Origin of the sequence: Mycobacterium tuberculosis H37Rv, assembly GCF_000195955.2 — a bacterium.
GTDB classification, from domain to species: Bacteria; Actinomycetota; Actinomycetes; order Mycobacteriales; family Mycobacteriaceae; genus Mycobacterium; species Mycobacterium tuberculosis.
In genome coordinates this window covers 2,683,192-2,705,555 of the sequence record NC_000962.3, presented here as the reverse complement: position 1 = coordinate 2,705,555, position 22,364 = coordinate 2,683,192, and the positions used below count along the sequence as shown (strand labels likewise).

Sequence of the window (22,364 nt, the reverse complement as noted above, 5' to 3'; positions counted from 1 at the left end):
GCCCTGGTGTCGGGGCTGGTTGGTCATAGCTGGCGTGCTAGCGCCGCGGGTGCACCTCGACTCGGTGTAGGTCGTTGCCGACCTCGATCCGCCCGCTGAACTCGGTCGCGGCCAGCGCCCGCCACTGTTCTTCTTGTCCGGGCCCGATAGCCGGCACATAGTGCGTCATGACCAGGGTTCCCACCCCTGCGCGGTTCGCGGTTGCGGCGGCTTCCTGCACCGACGAGTGGTAATCGCAGATGTCCTTGACCCGTTGCTGCGGGATCTGCGTGACGATGTCTTTGCGGATCACCGTGTGTACCAACGCATCCGCTCCGGCGGCCAGCTGGTCGAGGCTGTCACAAGGAACGGTGTCACCGGCGAGCACCACCGAAGCACCGTCGGATTCGATCCGGAATCCGATCGTCGGCGTGACCGGCCGATGATCGGTAGGGGCCACCCGGATTGTCACGCCGTCGCGATCCCAAGCTGGGCCTGCGGTGTATTCGTGCACCTCGATCGGTGGTGGTGTCGTCAGATCGGCGTGGTGGGCGATCCGATAGCCGATGTCGTGACCGAATGCCTTCAACGTCGCCTCCACCACTTCGGCGGTGCCCGGCGGTCCGATGATCGGCAAGGGCGCGGGATCAGCAGCGAAGTTGGTGACCCAACTGGTGATAAGCACGTCGCCGTGTAAATGGGTGAGCAGCACCGCCGACAATCCTGCGGCGCCCACACCGACGGCCGCCGCGCGTTGCAGCACGCCGCGACCGCAGTCCACCAGGAACGCCTGCGCGCCGGCCCGCACCAGAGTGGATGGTCCGGCACGGTCCGGGTCGGGAATGGGGCTCCCAGTTCCGAGCAACGTGATCTCAAGCATGGCCCTATCCTGACAAGCTCGATGGATCCAGCGGCCCCGATCGACCGATTCGGCTGATGGCCAACGAGTTTTAGCCTCGAGGATGCGGCCGACATGGGCGTTGTCGGCGGCCGAATTCCTGCCCGGGCTACGCAGCTACCGACCGCCGGGCACCTGCGGGTTCGGGTGCTAGATGCCGCATATTCCGGTATCGGCTTTCCCGCCGCCCGAGTTCGCCGTAGCCTGGTGTGAACCAGCTCACCACCGGCGGGAGGCCTTGATGCGCATCGCGGACGTCTTGCGGAACAAGGGGGCGGCGGTGGTGACGATCAACCCCGACGCCACGGTCGGGGAGCTGCTCGCTGGCCTCGCTGAGCAGAACATCGGCGCCATGGTAGTGGTCGGCGCCGAAGGCGTGGTCGGTATCGTGTCGGAACGCGACGTGGTGCGCCAGCTACACACGTATGGTGCCAGCGTGCTGTCTCGCCCGGTCGCCAAGATTATGTCGACCACCGTCGCCACCTGTACAAAATCCGACACGGTCGACAAGATCAGTGTGCTGATGACCGAAAACCGGGTCCGCCACGTGCCGGTGCTCGACGGGAAGAAACTGATCGGCATCGTTAGCATCGGTGACGTGGTGAAATCGCGCATGGGAGAACTCGAGGCCGAGCAGCAGCAGCTTCAGTCCTACATCACTCAGGGCTGATTGCCCGGCTCCTCAGCGGGCCGCTGGGCGGCCCGCATCGTCGCCGGGCGGGGCTGACTGCCCGGCTCCTCAGCGGGCCGCTGGGCGGCCCGCGTCGTCGCCAGGCGGGGCTGATTGGGGCCTGATCGGGGCTCGTTGCCCAGCCGATTGCGCTGGCCGCCCGGCCCGGTTTAGCGCCAGGCGTAGTCGGCACGCAGCCGGGCGGCTACCACGTCGAAGACCTCGCGTTCCAGAATCGCGCCTTCGCGGCGGATACTCTCCTCGGGTACGTCGAGCACCCGGTCCAGCCGTACCCAGCTTTCTCGGCCCTCGTAGTCCCAAGCGCCAGAACCGATTCCCACCCAGTCCCGGTCGGCAGCATGGCGCTCCTGGCTGGACACCAGCAACCCCAACAGAACGCTGCGGTCTCGGCCCACGACGAGCACGGGTCGGTCTTTGCCGCGGGTGGGGTCCTGCTCGTAGGCCACCCAAGTCCACACGATCTCGCCGGGATCGGCCCGGCCATCGAGGTCCGGGGCGTAGACAAGTCTGCGGGCTCGCGCTGCGGTGGGACAGCTGGTGCTGGTCACCGGCCGGCCCGCGGCAATTTCGGCCGGTGGCGACGGCACGGCGGTGGTCATGATGTTCGCGGTGATCTTGACGGCTTGCCGGATTGTGCGAAGCGTTTCCTGCGTGTTTTGCAGGTGACGCACCAGCTTAGGAGCCTCAGTGAACACCAGGTTCTCCGCGAAGCGCTGCAACGTTTTCCACTGTGACTTCCGTGCGGACGCCATGCTCGCAGCATAGACGCGATCGACCGAGCGCGATTGGGTCGCAGCTGCCCGACGCGGATACCCTGGATACCCGTCAACCCCCGCTCCAGGAGATTCCCATCAGCAGTTTCGCCGACAAAACCTTCACTGCGCCGGCGCAGATTAGGAACTTTTGCATCATCGCCCACATCGACCACGGCAAGTCAACGTTGGCCGACCGGATGCTGCAGCTCACCGGCGTGGTCGACGAACGCTCTATGCGGGCCCAGTACTTGGATCGGATGGACATCGAGCGGGAACGCGGCATCACCATCAAGGCCCAGAATGTGCGGCTACCCTGGCGGGTCGACAAGACCGACTACGTGCTGCATCTGATCGACACCCCGGGCCATGTCGACTTCACCTACGAAGTCTCGCGTGCGCTGGAGGCTTGCGAGGGTGCGGTGCTGTTGGTCGATGCCGCGCAAGGCATCGAGGCGCAGACGCTGGCGAACCTCTACCTGGCGTTGGACCGCGACCTGCACATCATCCCGGTGCTCAACAAGATCGACCTGCCCGCGGCCGACCCGGACCGTTACGCCGCCGAGATGGCACACATCATCGGCTGCGAGCCGGCCGAGGTGTTGCGGGTGTCCGGCAAAACCGGCGAAGGCGTGTCCGACCTGCTCGACGAGGTGGTCCGACAGGTGCCGCCCCCTCAGGGCGACGCCGAGGCACCTACCCGCGCAATGATTTTCGACTCCGTTTACGACATCTACCGCGGAGTGGTGACCTACGTCCGCGTCGTCGACGGCAAGATCAGCCCCCGTGAGCGCATCATGATGATGTCCACCGGCGCCACCCACGAGCTGCTTGAGGTCGGCATCGTCTCACCCGAGCCGAAACCGTGTGAGGGCCTCGGTGTCGGCGAGGTGGGTTACCTGATCACCGGCGTCAAGGACGTCCGCCAGTCCAAGGTGGGCGACACCGTGACCAGCCTCTCCCGGGCCCGCGGGGCTGCCGCCGAAGCGTTGACCGGCTACCGTGAGCCCAAACCGATGGTCTACTCGGGGTTGTATCCGGTCGACGGTTCGGACTACCCGAACCTGCGCGACGCCCTGGACAAGCTGCAGCTCAACGACGCGGCCTTGACCTATGAGCCGGAAACCTCGGTGGCGCTGGGTTTTGGGTTCCGGTGCGGTTTCTTGGGCCTGCTGCACATGGAGATCACCCGTGAGCGCCTTGAGCGCGAGTTCGGCCTGGACCTGATCTCGACCTCACCCAATGTGGTGTATCGGGTGCACAAAGACGACGGCACCGAAATCCGGGTGACCAATCCGTCGGACTGGCCGGAGGGCAAGATCCGCACGGTCTACGAGCCCGTCGTCAAGACCACCATCATCGCGCCCAGCGAGTTCATCGGCACCATCATGGAGCTGTGCCAGTCGCGCCGCGGCGAGTTGGGCGGCATGGACTATCTCTCCCCCGAGCGGGTGGAACTGCGCTACACCATGCCGCTCGGCGAGATCATCTTCGACTTCTTCGACGCACTGAAATCGCGCACCCGCGGCTATGCCAGCCTCGACTACGAGGAGGCCGGCGAACAGGAGGCCGCGCTGGTCAAGGTCGACATCCTGCTGCAGGGCGAGGCGGTGGATGCGTTCAGCGCGATCGTGCACAAGGACACGGCGTATGCCTACGGCAACAAGATGACCACCAAACTCAAGGAGCTGATCCCGCGCCAGCAGTTCGAGGTGCCGGTGCAGGCCGCCATCGGATCGAAAATCATTGCCCGCGAAAACATCCGCGCGATCCGCAAGGACGTGTTGTCCAAGTGCTACGGCGGCGACATCACGCGCAAACGCAAGCTGCTGGAGAAGCAGAAGGAAGGCAAGAAGCGGATGAAGACCATCGGGCGCGTCGAGGTGCCACAGGAGGCTTTCGTCGCGGCATTGTCCACCGATGCCGCCGGGGACAAAGGCAAGAAGTGACAAACCGCTGGCGCTGGGTGGTTCCGCTGTTTGCCGTGTTCCTCGCTGCCGGGTGCACCACAACGACGACCGGGAAAGCAGGTCTGGCGCCGAACGCAGTGCCGCGTCCGCTGATGGGTTCACTGATCCAGCGGGTACCGCTCGACGGCGCTGCGCTGTCAACGCTCCTCAACCAGCCGTTTCAGGCCCTTCCACCTTTCCCGCCGGTGTTCGGGGGCAGCGACAGTTTGGGAGACAGTGATGTATCGGCTCGGCCCGCTGACTGCGTGGGCGTCGGTTACCTGACGCAGCGGAACGTTTACCGGTCCGTCGAGGTCAAAAGCGTCGCCCGGGTGTCGTGGCGACACGACGGTTCCTCGGTGAAGGTGGATGACGTCGATGAGGGTGTCGTCGCCCTGCCTTCCGCGGCAGCCGCCGATGATCTGTTCGCGAGGTTTTCTGCGCAGTGGAAGGAATGTGATGGCACAACGCTGACGGTGCCCGCCAGCGCGTTCGGTCAACGCTCCATCACCGACGTCCGGGTTGCGGATTCAGTTGTCGCGGCAACGGTCTCGCTGCGACGCGGCACGCACTCCATACTGGCGTCCGTCCCTCAGGCCCGTGCCGTCGGCGTACGGGGCAATTGCGTGGTCGAGGTCGCGGTCACCTTCTTTGGCATCACCCACCCGTCGGATCAGGGGTCGGCCGACATCAGCACCAGCGCCGTCGATATCGCACACGCGATGATGGACAGGATCAGCGAATTGAGTTGACGCTTGCCGAGCAGACGCAAAATCGCCCATTTCGGCCCGAATTTGGGCGATTTTGCGTCTGCTCGGCATCGGAAGTCCTACATGGGGGCGTTGGCGGGCTGAAACATCCCCGAGCTGTCGGCTTCCTCCTCGGCGCGAATCACGTGGACCACGGCGTTGATCAGTGCCAGGTGGGTGAACGCCTGCGGGAAGTTGCCCAGGTGACGCCCGCTCCGCGGCTCAATCTCCTCCGCGTAGAGCAGCAGCGGGCTGGCGAAGGACAACAGCCGCTCGCACAGCCGCTTGGCGCGGCCCACCTCACCGATCTCGACCAGCGCCGATACCAGCCAAAACGAGCAGATGGTGAACGTGCCTTCCTCGCCGGAAAGCCCGTCGTCGGTCTCATGCACCCGGTACCTCAACACCAGGCCGTCCTCGGTCAGCTCGTCGGCGATGGCCAGCACGGTGTTGCGCACCCGCGGGTCGTCCGGCGGCAGGAATCGGGTCAGCACCACCAGCAGCAGTGAGGCGTCCAACGCCTCATCGCCGTAGCGCTGGGTGAACACGCCGCGCGAGTCCACCCCGTGTTCCAGAATGTCGGCCTTGATCTCGTCGGCGATGGCCCGCCACTGCTGGGCGTAGCTTTTCTCGCCCTGACGCTCGGCCAGTTTGGCCCCCCGGTCCAAGGCGACCCAGCACATCACCTTCGACGACGTGAAGTGTTGCGGCTCGCCGCGCACCTCCCAGATTCCCCGGTCGGGCTCACGCCAATGCTTGATGGCCTCTTCCACCTGCCGCTTCAGCACCGGCCATAGGTTCTCCGGGACTTGCTCGCGGGACTTTGCGTGCAGGTAAAACGAGTCCAGGATCGAACCCCAGATGTCGTGTTGGCGCTGGTTGTAGGCGCCGTTGCCGATGCGCACCGGGCGGGCATGATCGTAGCCGGACAAATGGTGCAGCTCCGCTTCGACCAGGCTGCGTTCACCGCCCACCCCGTACATCACCTGCAGCGGATGGCGTTCGTTGTTGTTGGCGCCGGACACGTCGGCGATGAACGCAAAGAAGTCGTCGGCTTCCCGGTCCAATCCCAGGGTGTAGAGCCCCCACAGCGCGAAGGTCGAGTCGCGAATCCAGGCATAGCGGTAGTCCCAGTTGCGTTCGCCTCGCGGGGTTTCCGGCAGCGACGTGGTGCTCGCCGCGAGCAGCGCCCCGGTGGGGGAGTAGGTCAACCCCTTCAGGGTTAGCGCGCTGCGCTGCAGGTACGCCCGCCATGGGTGGTCGGGGAAGTTGCCGATGTTGATCCACTGCCGCCAGCACTCGGTGGTTTGCCACATCTTGTCGGCGGCCTCGTCGTAGGTCTGCGGCGGCGGGTGTTTGGTCCAGCTCAGCGCGACGAACACGTCGTCACCCTCCTTCATCCGGGTGCGTGCGCGTGCTTCCCGGCCCTCCAGCCCGATCCGCAGGTTGGTGGTCAGCCGCAGCGTCGGGTGCGCGTCGGGCTCCGTGTTGGCGCGGGCTATGGCCTCGCCGTAAGCCTCGGCCGAGTATTCCCAGGTGGCGCCCAAGCGGTGATAGTCGAACGCCGGCTCGCAGCTCATCATCAGTTCAACGGTGCCGCTGACGCAGCGCACCGTGCGCAACAGGATGTGCTCGGCGTCCCAGTCCATCGGGGTGCGGCGGTGGGTCCGCGATCGCCGTTCGATATCGTGCCATTTACCCATCACCAGCGCGTCTCGCACGATCAGCCAGCCGGTATGGGTCTGCCAGGTGGTCTCCATGATCAGGCTGCCCGGAAGGTAGCGTCGCGCCGAAGGCACCGAAACACCGTAGGGGCCCAGACGAAAATGGCCGGCGCTGCGGTCCAGGATCGCGCCGAACACACTGGGGGAGTCCGGCCGTGGCACACACAGCCACTCCACCGAACCCGCCGGCGAAATCAGGCACGTCGTTTCCCAATCGGACAAGAACGCGTAGTCGGCGATCGGCGGAAACGGGTTGCGCAGTGGCGAACTGGACGATAGAGCCATGGGTGCGTGCAGATCCGCGGATGTGGCCGTTGCCCCGTCCGTTGCCCCGGCCAACGCTTTAGCCTCGCGGGCTGTTTCGGTCGATTGGTCGGGGGGTTGAGCGTGCAGGACCATGCCGACATCATCATCTGTCGACTTGCTCGGCGTCCACTTCACGCCCGGCGCCCGGCGTAGTTGGGTGCGTGCTCAGGTGGGCCTAGCAGCCGTGTGCCGTGTCGCGGTTTGGCGTCGGCGGTCACCGTAATCGCGACACACCTGGGGTTTTGCCTGCCGGCGCTATAGTGTGGGCCCGATGAACGGGTTCCTGAGTTGGTGGGACGGCGTCGAGCTGTGGCTGTCCGGACTCCCGTTCGCGCTGCAGGCGTTGGCAGTCATGCCGGTCGTGCTGGCTTTGGCCTATTTCACCGCGGCATTGCTGGATGCCCTGCTCGGCCGGGTCATTCAGTTGATTCGCCGCGCCCGCCGCCCCGATCAGGCGCCCAGGTAGCCCGGATGCCGAGGTCGCACGTCACGTTGGTTCTGGTCACGCTGGTTGCGCTGGTGATCGTGACCTGGCTTCTCACCCATTGAGCTGCGCGCCAACTGGTCGGCCAGCCGAATTCTGTTAGGCTTCGCCACGTGCACGCAGCATCGGGTTTTTCGGGGCGCTATGTCGGCGCGCTCGTTTGCGGCGCTGCGGCCAACCTGCACTGTTGTCGCTGACTCCCCACCCGTGCGCGGTCTGATGTGGAGTTCGTGAGTCCTGCAATGTTCAGCGATCGCCTTTCCGCCGCTACGGGAACGTTGTCCAAAGTCCCGCACCGGAAGGTCGCCAATGCTCTCCTTGACGCTTTCTGAAGCGAGCTGCATCGCTAGCGCATCCCGCTGGCGGCACATTATCCCTGCCGGGGTGGTGTGCGCATTGATCGCCGGTATCGGCGTGGGGTGTCATGGCGGTCCCAGCGACGTGGTCGGCCGTGCGGGACCGGACCGTGCGCATACGAGCATCACCCTGGTCGCCTACGCCGTCCCGGAACCCGGCTGGAGTGCGGTGATTCCCGCGTTCAACGCTTCCGAACAGGGCCGGGGAGTCCAGGTGATTACCTCATATGGCGCGTCGGCCGACCAGTCGCGCGGTGTTGCCGACGGTAAACCGGCCGACCTGGTGAACTTCTCGGTCGAACCGGACATCGCTCGCCTGGTCAAGGCCGGCAAGGTTGACAAGGACTGGGACGCCGATGCCACCAAGGGCATCCCGTTCGGGTCGGTGGTGACGTTTGTGGTCCGCGCGGGTAACCCGAAGAACATCAGAGATTGGGATGACCTGTTGCGCCCGGGTATTGAGGTCATCACGCCCAGTCCGCTGAGTTCGGGTTCTGCCAAGTGGAATCTGCTAGCCCCCTACGCCGCGAAAAGTGACGGTGGCCGGAATAACCAAGCGGGGATCGACTTTGTCAATACATTGGTGAATGAACACGTCAAATTGCGCCCCGGGTCGGGGCGGGAAGCCACCGATGTTTTTGTCCAGGGCAGCGGTGACGTGTTGATCAGCTACGAGAACGAAGCCATCGCCACCGAGCGGGCGGGCAAACCGGTGCAGCACGTCACCCCGCCGCAGACGTTCAAGATCGAAAATCCGTTGGCCGTAGTGGCGACCAGCACACACCTTGGAGCGGCGACCGCATTCAGAAACTTCCAGTACACCGTGCAGGCGCAGAAGTTATGGGCGCAGGCCGGTTTCCGGCCGGTCGATCCGGCGGTCGCCGCCGATTTTGCCGACCTGTTTCCGGTGCCGGCGAAACTGTGGACGATCGCCGACCTCGGTGGCTGGGGCAGCGTGGATCCTCAGCTGTTCGACAAGGCGACCGGCAGCATCACCAAGATTTATCTGCGGGCCACCGGATGACGGAATCGTTGGTCGGCGAACGCCGCGCGCCGCAGTTCCGCGCGCGCCTTTCCGGCCCCGCGGGCCCCCCTTCCGTTCGGGTCGGTATGGCAGTGGTGTGGCTTTCGGTGATCGTGCTGTTGCCGCTGGCCGCCATCGTCTGGCAGGCCGCGGGCGGTGGTTGGCGGGCCTTCTGGCTGGCGGTCTCGTCGCATGCCGCGATGGAGTCGTTCCGGGTAACGCTGACGATTTCGACCGCAGTCACGGTCATCAACCTGGTGTTCGGCTTGCTGATCGCCTGGGTGCTGGTGCGTGACGACTTCGCTGGCAAGCGGATCGTCGATGCGATTATCGATCTGCCGTTTGCGTTGCCCACCATCGTCGCCAGCCTGGTGATGTTGGCACTGTACGGGAACAACAGCCCGGTGGGGCTTCATTTTCAACACACCGCGACCGGTGTTGGGGTGGCGTTGGCGTTCGTCACATTGCCGTTCGTGGTGCGCGCCGTGCAGCCGGTGCTGCTGGAAATCGATCGCGAGACCGAGGAGGCGGCGGCGTCGCTGGGCGCTAATGGTGCCAAAATCTTCACTTCGGTGGTGTTGCCGTCGCTGACGCCGGCATTGTTATCCGGTGCGGGCCTGGCGTTTTCGCGCGCTATCGGCGAGTTCGGTTCGGTGGTTCTGATCGGCGGGGCCGTGCCGGGCAAGACCGAGGTGTCCTCGCAATGGATTCGCACCCTGATCGAGAACGACGACCGCACCGGAGCGGCCGCGATATCGGTTGTATTGCTCTCGATTTCGTTCATTGTGCTGCTCATCCTACGTGTCGTCGGCGCGCGTGCGGCCAAACGTGAGGAGATGGCCGCATGACCTCCTTGCCGGCGGCTCGCTACCTCGTCCGATCGGTCGCGCTGGGGTACGTCTTTGTGCTGTTGATCGTTCCGGTAGCGCTGATCCTGTGGCGGACCTTCGAACCGGGCTTTGGCCAGTTCTACGCCTGGATCAGTACCCCGGCGGCGATATCAGCGCTGAACCTGTCGCTACTGGTGGTGGCTATCGTGGTACCGCTGAACGTGATCTTTGGAGTCACGACGGCATTGGTGCTGGCCCGCAACCGGTTCCGCGGCAAGGGCGTCTTGCAGGCGATTATCGATCTGCCTTTTGCGGTTTCACCCGTCATCGTGGGCGTCTCGTTGATCTTGCTGTGGGGATCGGCCGGCGCCCTGGGCTTCGTCGAGCAGGACCTTGGCTTCAAGATCATCTTCGGGCTGCCGGGAATCGTGCTTGGCAGCATGTTCGTCACCTGTCCATTCGTGGTGCGCGAAGTGGAACCCGTATTGCACGAATTGGGCACCGACCAGGAGCAGGCGGCGGCGACGCTGGGTTCCGGTTGGTGGCAGACATTCTGGCGAATCACGCTGCCCTCCATCCGGTGGGGCCTGACGTACGGCATCGTATTGACCGTCGCTCGAACCCTCGGCGAATATGGGGCGGTCATCATCGTCTCGTCGAACCTTCCAGGGACATCGCAAACACTGACCCTCTTGGTCTCCGACCGCTACCACCGTGGGGCCGAGTACGGTGCCTACGCGCTGTCGACGCTGCTGATGGCGGTTTCCGTGGTGGTGCTGATCGTCCAGATGGTGCTAGACGCCCGCCGGGCACGAGCGGTCAGCGAGGGCTGAGAAGGAGACGGTGAAAATGACCTACGCCATCGTCGTGGCCGACGCCACCAAACGCTACGGCGACTTCGTCGCACTTGACCACGTGGATTTCGTCGTACCGACCGGTTCGCTGACCGCATTGTTGGGCCCCAGCGGTTCGGGCAAGTCGACGCTGTTGCGCACCATAGCCGGCCTCGACCAACCGGACACCGGAACCATCACGATCAACGGCCGCGACGTCACCCGGGTGCCGCCACAGCGGCGTGGCATCGGATTCGTCTTCCAGCACTACGCGGCGTTCAAACACCTGACTGTCCGTGACAACGTGGCGTTCGGGTTGAAGATCCGTAAGCGCCCCAAGGCCGAGATCAAGGCCAAGGTCGACAATCTGCTGCAGGTGGTGGGCCTGAGCGGATTTCAGAGCCGCTACCCCAATCAGCTCTCCGGTGGGCAACGACAGCGGATGGCGCTGGCCAGGGCGCTGGCGGTCGATCCGGAGGTGCTGCTGCTCGACGAGCCGTTCGGCGCACTCGATGCCAAGGTGCGCGAAGAGCTGCGTGCCTGGCTGCGCCGCCTGCACGACGAGGTGCATGTCACCACGGTGCTGGTCACCCACGATCAGGCCGAAGCGCTGGATGTGGCCGACCGCATCGCCGTACTCCACAAGGGCCGTATCGAGCAGGTCGGATCCCCGACCGACGTTTACGACGCCCCGGCGAACGCCTTCGTGATGTCCTTCTTGGGAGCGGTTTCCACGTTGAACGGCTCCCTGGTGCGCCCGCACGACATCCGGGTCGGCCGGACTCCCAATATGGCCGTGGCCGCCGCTGACGGCACCGCCGGGTCCACCGGTGTGCTACGGGCTGTTGTGGATCGGGTGGTGGTGCTGGGCTTCGAGGTCCGCGTGGAGTTGACCAGCGCGGCCACCGGCGGGGCCTTCACCGCCCAGATCACCCGCGGCGATGCCGAGGCGCTGGCCCTACGCGAGGGTGACACCGTCTACGTGCGTGCCACCCGGGTGCCGCCGATTGCCGGTGGCGTATCGGGCGTCGACGATGCCGGCGTGGAACGGGTCAAAGTCACATCGACGTGATCCAGAGGCCGGCGGGCTCGCCCGCTACGGCAGCCCGTTCGTGCCGTTGAAGCCCAACAGCAACCCGCCGTTGCCACCGGTGCCGGCGACGCTACCGCCGGAGATGACAATCTCGGCGTTGCCGCCGTTACCGCCGTTGCCGATCAGTCCGGCGTTCCCGCCATTGCCGCCGTCGCCGCCGCTACCGCCGGGGGTGTTGGAAGTCCCGCCGTTGCCGCCGTCACCGCCGTTGCCGATCGCTCCGGCCCTGCCGCCGGCCCCGCCGTCACCCCCGATAGCGACCGCGGCCCCGCCGTTGCCGCCGACGCCGCCGGCACCGTAGAGCATGCCGCCCGCGCCGCCGGACCCACCGTCACCCCCGATACTTGCGCTGTTGCTGGCGCCCCCGCCATTGCCGCCGGCGCCGCCGGCGCCGCCCGCGCCGCCGCCACCACCCAACAGCCCACCGGTGCCGCCCGCGCCGCCGCTACCCCCGATGGCGTCGCCGGCCCCGCCGGCGCCGCCGCCGCTGAACACGCCGCCGGCGCCACCAGCCCCGCCGTCACCCCCGATCGCCACCGCGGACCCGCAGCCCCCGCCGGCGCCGCCGATGCCGAAGAGCCCGCCGGCGCCGCCCGCCCCGCCGACCCCGCCGCGGCCGGTCCCGGCTAAGTCGCTGGCGCCGCCGGTCCCGCCGTTGCCGATCAAGATGCCGCCGGCCCCGCCGGCCCCCCCGCTCCCCGGCGCCGCATCGGTGCCGTCGCCGATCAACGGGCGTCCCAACAGCGCCAGGGTGGGTGCATTGATGGCGTTGAGCAGCTCCAGCTGCAAAGCCTGCAGAGGCGAGGCGGCGGCGGCCTCGGCGGCCATGTATGAGCCGGCACCGGCGGTCAAGGTATGCACGAACTGGTCGTGAAATGCCGCCACGTGGGCGCTGAGCGCCTGATATGCCTGGGCATGAGCGCCGAACAGCGCTGAGATGGCGGTGGACACCTCGTCGGTCCCCGCCGCCAGGATCTCTGTTGTCGGGGCGGCCGCGACCGCGTTCGCCGCGCTGATTGCCGAACCGATACCTGTCAAATATGTGGCTGTCGCCGCTAGCGCCTCCGGCGAAGCAATCAGGAACGACATCCGGCACCTCCAAAATGTCAGGATTGCTAAGCCATGTCGACCAGAGCATCGCCTGGCCAGCATTGACCCATCGGCGCAGTTGACTATAGCGACTCGGGGGGAACGACATCCAGGCTTTCCCAGATCACCGCCACCTTCTCGTTACCCGCCTCTGGCCGACGCATCGTGGCGCATTCGCCCAAGCCACTCGTCGGCTGTCTCGCCGGCCGGAGCGCGTCCAAGGGCATCGCGGGCACCAGCCCAGGCACATCGACCAGGCTCGGCGAGTTCAGCTGGCAGAACGCGACGCGCCCGCCAAGGCCCGGTCGTCGATTGCCGGTTTACCCGGCAGCCGCCGACGTTGACCCGCCGGGACCCGCTCAAGCAGGTCGGCGCCGACGCGCAATCGCGATGTCGTAGACGGCCGCGACGCCGTCGTCGTCTGCTGGTTCGGCAGGGAGCTGCTTGGACAGAAATGCAGGATGGCGCAGCATGTCCTCGCGGCGTTGGCGTACCCGCCGCCGGGCTTCAGCCCACGCCGCGCTTGGCTCCGGGCGTGCAGCTGTCACCTTGGCCACACTCGCTGTCATGGTCAACTCTGTCCCCCTTCCGAGCCAGCCAACTCGGCTGCATGTGTCGGGCCGCCGGCTTTGTCACCTCAGGCTGCCTCGCAGAGCTGCGAGCCAAGGTGGATGTCAACCGTGAAGTTGCTGTGAAAAGCCGGACCCCTCGGGCGCAATGCGGTTACCCAGGCAAATCGGGCAGTGGCTTGGAGCTGCCGGCCGGCGCTGCCAGCCGGTACGACGCTGTGACCCGGGTGCGCTGGTAGAGCCAAGCGAGGAGGCCGGCAAAGACGATGGCTCCCAGCGGCTGGGAGGCAAACCTGAATCCGTCGCCGACCATGGCCAGCGGCTCCTCTTTGCCAGTTGTCGCGACGATGACGGCAAAGAGCACCCCGTATAGGCTTTCGCCCACAATCAGGCCCGTCGCGAGCATGACGCCCAACCGTTTCTTGCGCTCGTCGTCATCCCCAGACCACCGCGCCCAGGAGTCATAGATCCGCCCGAGGAATGCGCCGATCGGGATCATCAGCGTCAGTGCGGCCGACAGGTACATACCCATACCCACCGCTAGTGGCGGCAGCCGAAGGTTGGTTGTCGTCTTGGCCAGTGTCTCGTCGAGCGCGACCGCTATCACGCCGGTCAAGGCCCCTACACCGACCAGCGACCAGTTCAGCGAGCCACCAAATACTCCCTTGGCCAGCGCGGACATGAGCGCGGCTTGCGGGGCGGCCAATGCGTTGGCCGTTGCGCCCGGCGCCCCCTGGAACCCGAATCCAGCCTGCATCAGCTGCAGGATCGGCGCCATCACCACCGACCCGACGAGCACGCCGATGATCAGTGCAACCTGCTGCTTCCATGGGGTAGCGCCGACGAGTTGGCCGGTTTTGAGGTCCTGCAGATTGTCGTTGGAAATAGTCGCCACGCCGAAGACCAATGCAGCGGTAAACACGGTGTAGGCCACCAGGGCCGGAATCTGCGAGCCGGTGGCCGGACCATACGCAGTCTTGATCAGCAGACCGGCCAGCACCACCACCAGAATGCCCACGCCCGAGATCGGGCTGTTCGACGAGCCGATCAACCCGGCCATGTAACCGCAGACCGCAGCGACCATCAACCCGATGACCAAGACGAGCAGTACCCCGGCGGCGATGGCGCCGGGCCTGCGGTCATCGAGCGGTGTCCCGTCGGTAAAGTCCGCGAGCAGCCATCCGATTGGGATCAGCGAGAGAAGAACCACCATGGCCACGATGTGGATCGGGATGTCGCGCTCGGTCTGGCCAACCGCTTGCCCTCGGCGTCGGGTTCGAGCTGAGACCGCGGCGTCGGCGATGCCACGCAGAATCGGCCCCAGGATCTTCAAGAACGTCCAGGCGGCCGCCACCGCAATGGCGCCCGCCCCGATGAACCGCACGTCCGTCGAGAAAATTCTGGCGACGGCGACGGCGTAGTCCCCGTCCGGCGGCAGTTGGCCGGCTGTCCGTATTGGCAGCATTACCCCAAAGGCGATAGCCAATCCGACGATCATTGCGACACCGACGGTGACGCCAACAAGATGACCGACGCCGATCAACGCCAGCGACAAGCTGGCACCGATCATCGTCGCACCGGAACCTACTCGGAAGGTGGCCGACAGTGAGTTGTTGATCACCCGCAGGGATGCCAGCAGTGCATATCCCGCCGCCGCTGCCGCGCCCAGGGCGATTACCCCAATTCCCCTACGGTTGTGCTCCATCTCCCGTGCGGAGTCACCGATCTTGAGAACCTCGGCTCCGGCAACGCCTTCTGGGTACGGCAGGTCTGATCCGGTGACGAGTGCGCGGCGCAACGGAATTGAGTACATGACGCCAAGGATCCCGCCCAGTGCACACACCGCCGCCGTTGTCCAGTACGGAAACCCGCTCCACCAGCCGATCATGAGCAGTGCCGGTAACACGAAGATGATCGACGACAGCGTGCCGGCCGCCGACGCGATCGTCTGAACAATATTGTTCTCCACCACTGAGTGGTTGGCGAACAACCGCAGCACGCCCATCGAGATCACCGCGGCCGGTATGGAAGTGGCGAATGTCAATCCAACCCTTAGCCCCAGGTACACGTTGGCCGCGGTGAACACCAAGGTAATCAATGCGCCCAGGACGACTCCGCGGATGGTGATTTCGCGCGCACCCACCGTGGCACCGGACATGGCGATAGACCCTATCGGCTAGCGCGCGAATGCACCGAGCCGGTAAAACCGCAGACAAAGCCCGAGAGGGCCGGCAAAATTATCGGCTCGAAGTGGTCCGCGTTCGTTTGGCCGCCCGCCGGCGAACGGCTCAGGCATCGTCGCCCATGACCGCGCCTTCGCGGCGTGGGTCGGCGCCGCCGGCCCAACCCGCCTCGCTGCGGGTGATCGCCGAGAGCCCACTGGATTGCTCGGCAAGATTAACTCGATGCCCCAGCGCGCGCAGGCCTTGCACCAGCGGGTCATGATCACCATCGTCGGAAGTGTTGATCTCGGGATTCTCACCGCCGAGGTTAGTGTGCGGCGAGTTCGCGGCGCCGAAATCGACCAGGGAAACCGCCTGCTGCGGATTCAGACCCCAATCCAGCATCGCCACAAGTGTTTTCACGACGAACTGGATGATCATGGAGCCGCCCGGAGAACCGAGCACCGCGTACAGCGCACCGCGCCCCGCCGACGAGTGATCGAACACCAACGTCGGTGCCATCGAACTGCGCGGTCGCTTCCCAGGCTCGACCCGGTTAGCCACCGGTGATCCGTCAGTAGCGTGTGGCTCGGCGCTGAAATCGCTCAGCTGGTTGTTGAGGATGAATCCGTCCACCAGGTGGTAGGAGCCGAACGAAGATTCCACCGTCGTCGTCAACGTGGCCGCATTGCCGTACGAATCGACGACGCTGAGGTGGCTGGTGCCATGCTCAGGCACTGGCGGGGCGACGGCCGTCGGTGCGCCGAAGTCCCCCGGTCTGGCGCTGCCCATGCTGTGTTGCGGCGAGATTAGCGCGGCGCGTGCTGCCAAGTAGCCCGGGTCAACCAGCGTGGTGAGCGAGCCGCCGGGCAGCCGGACAAAATCGACGTCAGCGATATATTGGTCGCGGTCGGCATAGGCCAGCCGTTCGGCCTCCGCTATCAGGTGAACCCCCATCACGGTCGGGCGACCGCCGTTGAGGTCGACCTTGCTGGGCGCGTAGTCGCTCATCGGGAAGTGCTCGAGGATGCCCAAGGTTGCGGCCACGGCGACGCCACCCGACGATGGCATGCCGCAGATCTCCCGGCCGCGATAGGTCGTGCACAACGGTTGGCGTCTCTTGGCGAGGTAACCCGCCAGGTCCTCAATGGTCAACAGGCCCGGCGTGCGGCCATTCGATGTGTCGCTCGCCGCCGCCACGATGTCGTGGGCAATGTCGCCGGAATAGAAGGCGTTGGCGCCGGCGGAGGCGATGGCGGACAGGGTTTTTGAGTACGCGGGGTTCGTCAGCCGGGTTCCCGCGGGTTTCGGGCTGCCGTCGGGATTGAGGAAATACTTGCGAGCCTCCGGGTCGTCTCGCAGTTGCGGCGCAGCGTCGGAGATGGCCGCGCCCATCCTGGCGCTGATGTCAAAACCGCCATCGGCCAGCGTTACCGCGGGGCCGAAGAGGTCGCGCCAGGGTGTGCGCCCGTGCTCGTTGTGCACCATCTCCAGCATTCGCAGGATGCCCGGTACTCCGATCGACCGTCCCGAGGCTCGGGCGTTGGGCCTGGGCGCGCTGCGGTCGACGTCGCTGACCCAGCGAAGGTAGTTCTCGGTGGCGGCCGCTGGGGCCACCTCACGGCCGTCGTAGGCCTGCACTGAGCCCGTGCGGGCGTCGAAGTACACCAGATATCCGCCGCCGCCGATCCCGGAGGATTGCGGTTCGACCAACCCCAGCACCGCCTGGGCGGCCACGACGGCATCGGCGGCGGTACCACCGTCGCGCAATACTCGGCAGGCCACCTGAGTGGCCAGCGGATTGGCGGTGGCTGCCGCATAGTGGGCGGTCCGCACCACGGTCATGTCCCGGCGGTAGCCGGTGGCGATCTCGGGGTTGGTCGCGAGGTTGCGCGACGAAGGCACGGTAGCCGGGGGTGTCTTGGGCGCCGGCGTGCCATTGGGGACGATCTCGCACGGACCGGCCGTGCTTGGCGCACCCGCGTGGAAGCCGCCACATCCGCTCAGCGACAGCATCACTGCAGCCACCAAGGCGCCCGCTCGCAACCAAACACTCACCAGAGGACATCCGTTCCAGCAGACCTTCGAGAAGACCTAGGCCGCGATCCGACCGGCCACGGCTTGTCGGTAGCGATCCCACATGGTCGCGGCCACCATCGGGTGTGCACCCAGCGGTTGTGCCATCGCGATGCCGGCTTCCCGTGCGTATCCGCGTACCCGGTCAGACAGTATCCCAGGGGCGAGCAGCCATGGCGCGATGACCATCCGACGGGCACCGTGGCGTCGCAACCGATCGGTGGCATCGGCCAGCGAAGCCTCCGGTCGGGTGATGAAAGCGGTCGTCACCGCGGCCCACTGGGTCCCCTCCGCCAGCCTTGACGCCACCGTCGAGGTGCGCGCATTGGCCGCGGGATGCGATGAGCCGATCGCGAGCACGACCACCCCCAGTGTGTGGTCGAACGGCGAAACCCCCAGCTCGGTGAGGCGCTCATGCAGCGCTGACACCAGCCGAATGTCCTCACCCAGCACACTGGCCTGGCGTACCCGGTGACCAACGCGGCAGCTGGCGATCTGGGCAGGGATGTCGACGCGAGCATGGTAGGCATCGGCCAGCAGCAGCGGGGTGACCACAGCTGCTCCTCGACAGCGGTTGAGCACGTCGACCAGGTTGGGCGAGTTGAGCTCACAGAACGCGACCCGCACGTCGAGCCCGGGCCGCATGCGCGCCAGCCGGCCCGCGATAGCCCGTGCGTTGGCGGCCGATCGCGGATCTTTGCTGCCGTGTGCGGTGAGGACGAGCTGAGGCGCGATGGTGCCGCTCTCCTCCGCAAGCGGGAGGTGCCCCCACCGCATCGCTGCGCTCTGCATCGTCGCCGGCGGTGCTTCGATGGCGCCGCTCCTCAGCATCGCTGCGCTCTGCATCGTCGCCGGCGCGGTCACGAGGCGTGCAACCCGCATTCGGTCTTGGCCAGCCCCTGCCAGCGTCCGCTGCGCGGGTCGGCGCCTTCGGCGGGTTTGGCTGTGCACGGAGCGCAACCGATCGACGGATAGCCTTCCCGCACAAGCGGATTAACCAGCACGTCGTTGTCGGCAATGTATTCCTGCACATCTTGGTCGGTCCACGCCGCCAGCGGGTTGACCTTCACTAGTTTGAACGTCTCATCGAAGCTGACCAGCGGGGCATTGGCCCGGGTCGGTGCATCGACCCGCCGTAGCCCGGTCACCCACGCGGAGTAGCCACGCAGCGTCTTGCCCAGGGGAACGACCTTGCGCAACCGGCAGCATTCATGGGGGTTGCGGGCGAACAAGTCCTTGCCCAGCAGTTCGTCCTGCTCGGCCACTGTGTGCTCCGGAGTGACATTGAGCACCCGGACGTCATAGACGGACTCGATCGCATCTCTGGTGCCGATTGTTTCGACGAAGTGGTAGCCGGTATCAAGAAAGATGACCGGTACGCCCGGTCGCACCTTGGCGGCCAGATCCACCAGCACCGCATCAGCCATGTTGGAAGCAACTACGTAGTTGCACGTTGTCCACCCGCGATGTCCGCTCACGCCGCCGCCGGCGCCGCCGATGTCGCCGAAGGTTTCGTCGGTCCAGCGCAACATGTCGGTGGCGGTGGCGCCGTCGAGTTCGGCAGCTCCGCGCGCGGCCAGCTCACGTAGTTGCGGTTCGGTCAGCCTGGTTGTCTCGCCGCTCATCGCAGGTCGTCCTCCTCGGCCCGGATGACCCACTGCGCGAAGCGTTCACCTTCGCTGCGGTGTTTGACGAAGTTGCGCACCACCCGGTCGATGTAGTCGCCGAGTTCGTCACTGGTGACCTTGTGCTGGCGCAGTTTGCGGCCGAATCCGGCATCCAGGCCGAGGTGTCCGCCCAGATGCACCTGGAAGCCTTCGACGGAGCCGCCGTGTCCGTCGTCGATCATCTGTCCCTTGAATCCGATGTCGGCGATTTGAATTCGCGCACATGAGTTCGGGCAGCCGTTGATGTTGACGGTGATCGGTACGTCGAGCTGCGAGTTGATGTCCTCAAGCCGGCGTTCCAGCTCGGGCACCAAATGCTGTGCTCGAACCCGGGTTTCGGCGAATGACAACTTGCAGAACTCAATCCCGCTGCACGCCATCAAGTTCCGGCGCCAATGCGACGGGCGCGACTGCAGCCCCAGCGCGTCCAGACCGGCGATCAAGTCGTCGAGCAAGGCGTCCGGAATGTCGAGGATGACCAGCTTCTGGTAGGGGGTGAACCGGATCCGGTCGGAACCGGCCCGCGCCATCAGGTCGGCGACCGCCGTGAGGATGGTGCCCGATACCCGCCCGGCGATGGGGGCGACTCCGACGGCGTTGAGCCCGTTCTTGAGTCGTTGCACCCCGACGTGGTCGATCGGATGCTTGACCGGTTCGGGGGCCGGACCGTCGATCAGCGGACGCTTGAGGTACTCGGTTTCGAGCACTTCGCGGAACTTCGCTATGCCCCAGTCTTTGATCAGAAATTTCAGCCGGGCCTTGGCGCGCAGTCGCCGGTAGCCGTAGTCGCGAAACACCGAGGTGACCGCCGCCCACACCTCGGGCACTTCGCCCAGTGGAACCCAGGCGCCGACCCGCTGGGCCAGCATCGGGTTGGTCGACAGTCCACCGCCCACCCACAGATCCAGGCCTGGTCCGTGCTCGGGATGGTTGACGCCGATGAAGGCGACGTCGTTGATCTCGTGCGCGACGTCCTGCAGGCCAGAGATGGCGGTCTTGTACTTGCGCGGCAAGTCGGCGAAGTCGGGCTTGCCGATGTAGCGACGCACGATCTCCTCGATCGCCCAGGTCGGGTCGAGCACTTCGTCGAGCGACTCGCCGGCCAACGGCGAGCCCAGCACTACCCGCGGGCAGTCACCGCACGCCTCGGTGGTCTGCAGTCCGACATCGTCTAACCGTCGCCAGATTTCAGGGACGTTTTCCACTTCGATCCAGTGGTATTGCACGTTCTGCCGGTCGGAGATATCGGCGGTATCGCGCGCGAACTCCGTCGAGATCTGGCCCAGCGTGCGCAGCGCGGCAGCCGAGAGCGCGCCGCCGTCGCAACGCACCCGCATCATGAAGTATTTGGCCTCGAGCTTGTCGATGTTGTCGTCACCGGTCCAGGTGCCGTCGTAGCCCTGCTCACGCTGGGTGTACAGGCCCCACCAGCGAAAGCGCCCTCGCAGGTCGGTCTTGTCGATGCTGTCGAAACCCTGTTTGGCGTAGATGTTTTCGATGCGCTCCCGCACGTCGAGCGGGTTGCCGGCCTTCTTCAGCTCTTCGTTGGCGTTGAGTGGCTCGCGATGTCCCAGCGCCCACTGGCCCTCATTTCGAGCCTTGGCGGGACGTGCAGTGGTCATTTGGGGGTTCTCCTTCGCGGACATCGCCGACCTAGGACGCGCTAAACGCCGCTTGTTCCGGGAGGGGCAGATCCGGTCGCCGGCTGCAGATACAGGTGGGCTGGGTTTACGGCGTCAAGGCCGACAGCCACAGCTGCAGACCCGCTTGAGGTCGATGTGCCGCCGAGCCACCAGCGCGATTCGCAGATCGGGGCGCGGGTTCTTGGCGGCGGTCACGGTGACATTCTGCCATGGATGGCGTGCAGCTGCGCGACCTGGTCAAATTTCTTTTCACGATGATCAAAACTACGCAACAAGCCTGGATGGATGGATAGGCCGACCCGGGAATCCGCTGGGAGACGCGCACCTGACGTTGACAGGAGTGACAGATGTGACCAAATATGACTACTGAGATAGTTGTCTTAGCGGATAGTGATCGAGGTCAATCGTGCGCAGAATGGCCATCTTCGGCCGGGGCCACGGTGCAAGTGAGCCAGGCGGCACCGGCGAACCGGCCGAAACTCCCGGCCGCGGTCGGTTAACCAGATCGGTGATTGGCTGGGTTGGCGCCGTCGCGGTGGTTGTGTCGTTGGCCGGGTCTGGATGGTGCGGATGGGTGCTCTTTGAGAAGCATCAGACAGACGTCGCCGCCGGCCAGGCACTGCAGGCCGCACGCAGCTATGTCGTCAAGCTGGCCACCATGGACTGTGAGCGGATCGACCACAACATGAGGGACATTCTCGAGGGTTCGACCGGCGAGTTCAAAGATAAGTACGGCAAATCCAGTGCGCACCTTCGCCAACTGCTGGCCGACAATCGGGTGGCCACCCACGGGACCGTCGTGGCGGCGTCGGTCAAATCAGCCACCACGAACAAGGTAGTGGTCCTGATGTTCATCGACCAGTCGGTCAGCAACCGGAACAGCCCAACGCCGCAGATCGACCGCAGTCGGATCAAGGTGATCATGGACAAGGTGAACGGCCGCTGGCTGGCCAGCAAGGTGGAGCTGCTATGACACCGGGTTTGCTTACTACTGCGGGTGCTGGCCGACCACGTGACAGGTGCGCCAGGATCGTATGCACGGTGTTCATCGAAACCGCCGTTGTCGCGACCATGTTTGTCGCGTTGTTGGGTCTGTCCACCATCAGCTCGAAAGCCGACGACATCGATTGGGACGCCATCGCGCAATGCGAATCCGGCGGCAATTGGGCGGCCAACACCGGTAACGGGTTATACGGTGGTCTGCAGATCAGCCAGGCGACGTGGGATTCCAACGGTGGTGTCGGGTCGCCGGCGGCCGCGAGTCCCCAGCAACAGATCGAGGTCGCAGACAACATTATGAAAACCCAAGGCCCGGGTGCGTGGCCGAAATGTAGTTCTTGTAGTCAGGGAGACGCACCGCTGGGCTCGCTCACCCACATCCTGACGTTCCTCGCGGCCGAGACTGGAGGTTGTTCGGGGAGCAGGGACGATTGAGGTGTGCCTGCGTTACATTGCTGGCCACCCTAGCTGGTACGCGCTATGCGATGATT

General features: G+C 65.4%; 22 protein-coding genes, 1 other RNA gene and 2 other annotated features. Of the genes, 10 read left to right on the top strand and 13 right to left on the bottom strand.

Annotated elements, in window-relative coordinates:
* Positions 1-37: 37 nt before the first annotated feature.
* Positions 38-859: a ribonuclease Z gene (locus tag Rv2407; RefSeq protein ID NP_216923.1), complete on the bottom strand. Its 822-nt coding sequence runs from the start codon at positions 857-859 to the stop codon at positions 38-40.
* A 259-nt stretch (positions 860-1,118) separates the two neighbouring features.
* On the opposite strand from Rv2407, the gene Rv2406c reads away from it, so the two are divergent.
* Positions 1,119-1,547, top strand: coding sequence for a hypothetical protein (locus tag Rv2406c; RefSeq protein ID NP_216922.1), 429 nt, complete (start codon positions 1,119-1,121; stop codon positions 1,545-1,547).
* A 170-nt stretch (positions 1,548-1,717) separates the two neighbouring features.
* On the opposite strand, the gene Rv2405 is transcribed toward Rv2406c, so the two are convergent.
* Positions 1,718-2,287 (bottom strand): hypothetical protein, encoded by a 570-nt coding sequence (locus Rv2405; RefSeq protein NP_216921.1) that lies wholly within the window; start codon positions 2,285-2,287, stop codon positions 1,718-1,720.
* 20 nt (positions 2,288-2,307) lie between these two features.
* Between Rv2405 and lepA the strand changes: the two genes are divergently transcribed.
* Both lepA and lppR read left to right on the top strand, forming a co-directional pair.
* On the top strand, positions 2,308-4,269 hold the full coding sequence (gene lepA, locus Rv2404c) for a GTP-binding protein LepA (protein ID NP_216920.1): 1,962 nt from the start codon (positions 2,308-2,310) through the stop codon (positions 4,267-4,269).
* Complete coding sequence (gene lppR, locus Rv2403c; RefSeq protein NP_216919.1) at positions 4,266-5,021, top strand: lipoprotein LppR; 756 nt, start codon at positions 4,266-4,268, stop codon at positions 5,019-5,021. Before lepA ends, lppR begins: the two co-directional genes overlap by 4 nt.
* A gap of 77 nt (positions 5,022-5,098) precedes the next feature.
* On the opposite strand, the gene Rv2402 is transcribed toward lppR, so the two are convergent.
* On the bottom strand, positions 5,099-7,027 hold the full coding sequence (locus tag Rv2402) for a trehalase (RefSeq protein ID NP_216918.3): 1,929 nt from the start codon (positions 7,025-7,027) through the stop codon (positions 5,099-5,101).
* 283 nt (positions 7,028-7,310) lie between these two features.
* On the opposite strand from Rv2402, the gene Rv2401A reads away from it, so the two are divergent.
* A complete protein-coding gene (locus tag Rv2401A) occupies positions 7,311-7,514 on the top strand; it encodes a membrane protein (protein ID YP_177670.1) in 204 nt (67 codons plus the stop codon).
* Here Rv2401A and Rv2401 read toward each other — a convergent pair.
* The gene (locus Rv2401; RefSeq protein ID NP_216917.2) at positions 7,499-7,828 is read right to left on the bottom strand and encodes a hypothetical protein; all 330 of its coding nucleotides are present in this window, start codon (positions 7,826-7,828) and stop codon (positions 7,499-7,501) included. The two genes, Rv2401A and Rv2401, sit on opposite strands and share 16 nt — an antisense overlap.
* A gap of 13 nt (positions 7,829-7,841) precedes the next feature.
* Between Rv2401 and subI the strand changes: the two genes are divergently transcribed.
* The 4 genes from subI to cysA1 are packed head-to-tail and all read left to right on the top strand — an operon-like array spanning position 7,842 to position 11,647.
* On the top strand, positions 7,842-8,912 hold the full coding sequence (subI, locus tag Rv2400c) for a sulfate ABC transporter substrate-binding lipoprotein SubI (RefSeq protein NP_216916.1): 1,071 nt from the start codon (positions 7,842-7,844) through the stop codon (positions 8,910-8,912).
* Complete coding sequence (gene cysT, locus Rv2399c) at positions 8,909-9,760, top strand: sulfate ABC transporter permease CysT (RefSeq protein ID NP_216915.1); 852 nt, start codon at positions 8,909-8,911, stop codon at positions 9,758-9,760. The genes subI and cysT overlap by 4 nt, the downstream gene beginning before the upstream one ends.
* Complete coding sequence (gene cysW / locus Rv2398c; protein ID NP_216914.1) at positions 9,757-10,575, top strand: sulfate ABC transporter permease CysW; 819 nt, start codon at positions 9,757-9,759, stop codon at positions 10,573-10,575. Before cysT ends, cysW begins: the two co-directional genes overlap by 4 nt.
* 16 nt (positions 10,576-10,591) lie before the next feature.
* Positions 10,592-11,647, top strand: a complete 1,056-nt coding sequence (gene cysA1, locus Rv2397c) for a sulfate ABC transporter ATP-binding protein CysA (RefSeq protein ID YP_177879.1) — start codon at positions 10,592-10,594, stop codon at positions 11,645-11,647.
* A gap of 24 nt (positions 11,648-11,671) precedes the next feature.
* Here the strand turns inward: cysA1 and PE_PGRS41 are convergent, their stop codons facing one another.
* A complete protein-coding gene (gene PE_PGRS41 / locus Rv2396) occupies positions 11,672-12,757 on the bottom strand; it encodes an acid and phagosome regulated protein AprC (RefSeq protein YP_177878.1) in 1,086 nt (361 codons plus the stop codon).
* 83 nt (positions 12,758-12,840) lie between these two features.
* Entirely contained in the window at positions 12,841-13,005 is a 165-nt protein-coding gene (gene aprB / locus Rv2395B; protein YP_007411092.1) for an acid and phagosome regulated protein AprB, read from the bottom strand.
* Between the two features lie 29 nt (positions 13,006-13,034).
* A non-coding RNA gene (gene mcr7 / locus RVnc0024) (Putative small regulatory RNA) lies at positions 13,035-13,384 on the bottom strand.
* A complete protein-coding gene (gene aprA, locus Rv2395A) occupies positions 13,117-13,332 on the bottom strand; it encodes an acid and phagosome regulated protein AprA (protein ID YP_007411091.1) in 216 nt (71 codons plus the stop codon). Before mcr7 ends, aprA begins: the two co-directional genes overlap by 216 nt.
* 96 nt (positions 13,385-13,480) lie before the next feature.
* Positions 13,481-15,484 (bottom strand): integral membrane protein, encoded by a 2,004-nt coding sequence (locus Rv2395; protein ID NP_216911.1) that lies wholly within the window; start codon positions 15,482-15,484, stop codon positions 13,481-13,483.
* Positions 15,485-15,614: 130 nt separating this feature from the next.
* Positions 15,615-17,546, bottom strand: coding sequence for a gamma-glutamyltranspeptidase precursor GgtB (gene ggtB / locus Rv2394; protein NP_216910.1), 1,932 nt, complete (start codon positions 17,544-17,546; stop codon positions 15,615-15,617).
* 36 nt (positions 17,547-17,582) lie between these two features.
* A complete protein-coding gene (che1, locus tag Rv2393; RefSeq protein NP_216909.1) occupies positions 17,583-18,428 on the bottom strand; it encodes a ferrochelatase in 846 nt (281 codons plus the stop codon).
* Positions 18,299-18,376: a repeat region (78 bp Mycobacterial Interspersed Repetitive Unit,Class I), on the bottom strand. (Overlaps the previous gene by 78 nt.)
* Positions 18,377-18,428: a repeat region (52 bp Mycobacterial Interspersed Repetitive Unit,Class II), on the bottom strand. It lies within the gene che1.
* On the bottom strand, positions 18,425-19,189 hold the full coding sequence (gene cysH, locus Rv2392; RefSeq protein NP_216908.1) for a phosphoadenosine phosphosulfate reductase: 765 nt from the start codon (positions 19,187-19,189) through the stop codon (positions 18,425-18,427). The genes che1 and cysH overlap by 4 nt, the downstream gene beginning before the upstream one ends.
* Positions 19,186-20,877, bottom strand: coding sequence for a sulfite reductase (gene sirA / locus Rv2391; RefSeq protein NP_216907.1), 1,692 nt, complete (start codon positions 20,875-20,877; stop codon positions 19,186-19,188). The genes cysH and sirA overlap by 4 nt, the downstream gene beginning before the upstream one ends.
* A 412-nt stretch (positions 20,878-21,289) precedes the next feature.
* On the opposite strand from sirA, the gene Rv2390c reads away from it, so the two are divergent.
* Together Rv2390c and rpfD are read left to right on the top strand one after the other, a co-directional pair.
* Positions 21,290-21,847 carry a hypothetical protein gene (locus Rv2390c; protein NP_216906.1) on the top strand — a complete coding sequence of 186 codons (558 nt, stop codon included), beginning with the start codon at positions 21,290-21,292 and terminating at the stop codon, positions 21,845-21,847.
* Positions 21,844-22,308: a resuscitation-promoting factor RpfD gene (gene rpfD / locus Rv2389c; RefSeq protein ID NP_216905.1), complete on the top strand. Its 465-nt coding sequence runs from the start codon at positions 21,844-21,846 to the stop codon at positions 22,306-22,308. Before Rv2390c ends, rpfD begins: the two co-directional genes overlap by 4 nt.
* The last annotated feature ends 56 nt before the right edge of the window (positions 22,309-22,364 follow it).

Excerpts from the sequence above, each read along its gene's own strand:
- cysW (NP_216914.1), top strand. The coding sequence starts at position 9,757 with ATGACCTCCTTGCCGGCGGCTCGCTACCTCGTCCGATCGGTCGCGCTG.
- rpfD (NP_216905.1), top strand. The coding sequence starts at position 21,844 with ATGACACCGGGTTTGCTTACTACTGCGGGTGCTGGCCGACCACGTGAC.
- Rv2407 (NP_216923.1), bottom strand. The coding sequence starts at position 859 with ATGCTTGAGATCACGTTGCTCGGAACTGGGAGCCCCATTCCCGACCCG.
- Rv2395 (NP_216911.1), bottom strand. The coding sequence starts at position 15,484 with ATGTCCGGTGCCACGGTGGGTGCGCGCGAAATCACCATCCGCGGAGTC.
- Rv2402 (NP_216918.3), bottom strand. The coding sequence starts at position 7,027 with ATGGCTCTATCGTCCAGTTCGCCACTGCGCAACCCGTTTCCGCCGATC.
- Rv2406c (NP_216922.1), top strand. The coding sequence starts at position 1,119 with ATGCGCATCGCGGACGTCTTGCGGAACAAGGGGGCGGCGGTGGTGACG.
- cysA1 (YP_177879.1), top strand. The coding sequence starts at position 10,592 with ATGACCTACGCCATCGTCGTGGCCGACGCCACCAAACGCTACGGCGAC.
- cysH (NP_216908.1), bottom strand. The coding sequence starts at position 19,189 with ATGAGCGGCGAGACAACCAGGCTGACCGAACCGCAACTACGTGAGCTG.
- subI (NP_216916.1), top strand. The coding sequence starts at position 7,842 with ATGCTCTCCTTGACGCTTTCTGAAGCGAGCTGCATCGCTAGCGCATCC.
- cysT (NP_216915.1), top strand. The coding sequence starts at position 8,909 with ATGACGGAATCGTTGGTCGGCGAACGCCGCGCGCCGCAGTTCCGCGCG.
- sirA (NP_216907.1), bottom strand. The coding sequence starts at position 20,877 with ATGTCCGCGAAGGAGAACCCCCAAATGACCACTGCACGTCCCGCCAAG.
- PE_PGRS41 (YP_177878.1), bottom strand. The coding sequence starts at position 12,757 with ATGTCGTTCCTGATTGCTTCGCCGGAGGCGCTAGCGGCGACAGCCACA.
- Rv2390c (NP_216906.1), top strand. The coding sequence starts at position 21,290 with ATGGCCATCTTCGGCCGGGGCCACGGTGCAAGTGAGCCAGGCGGCACC.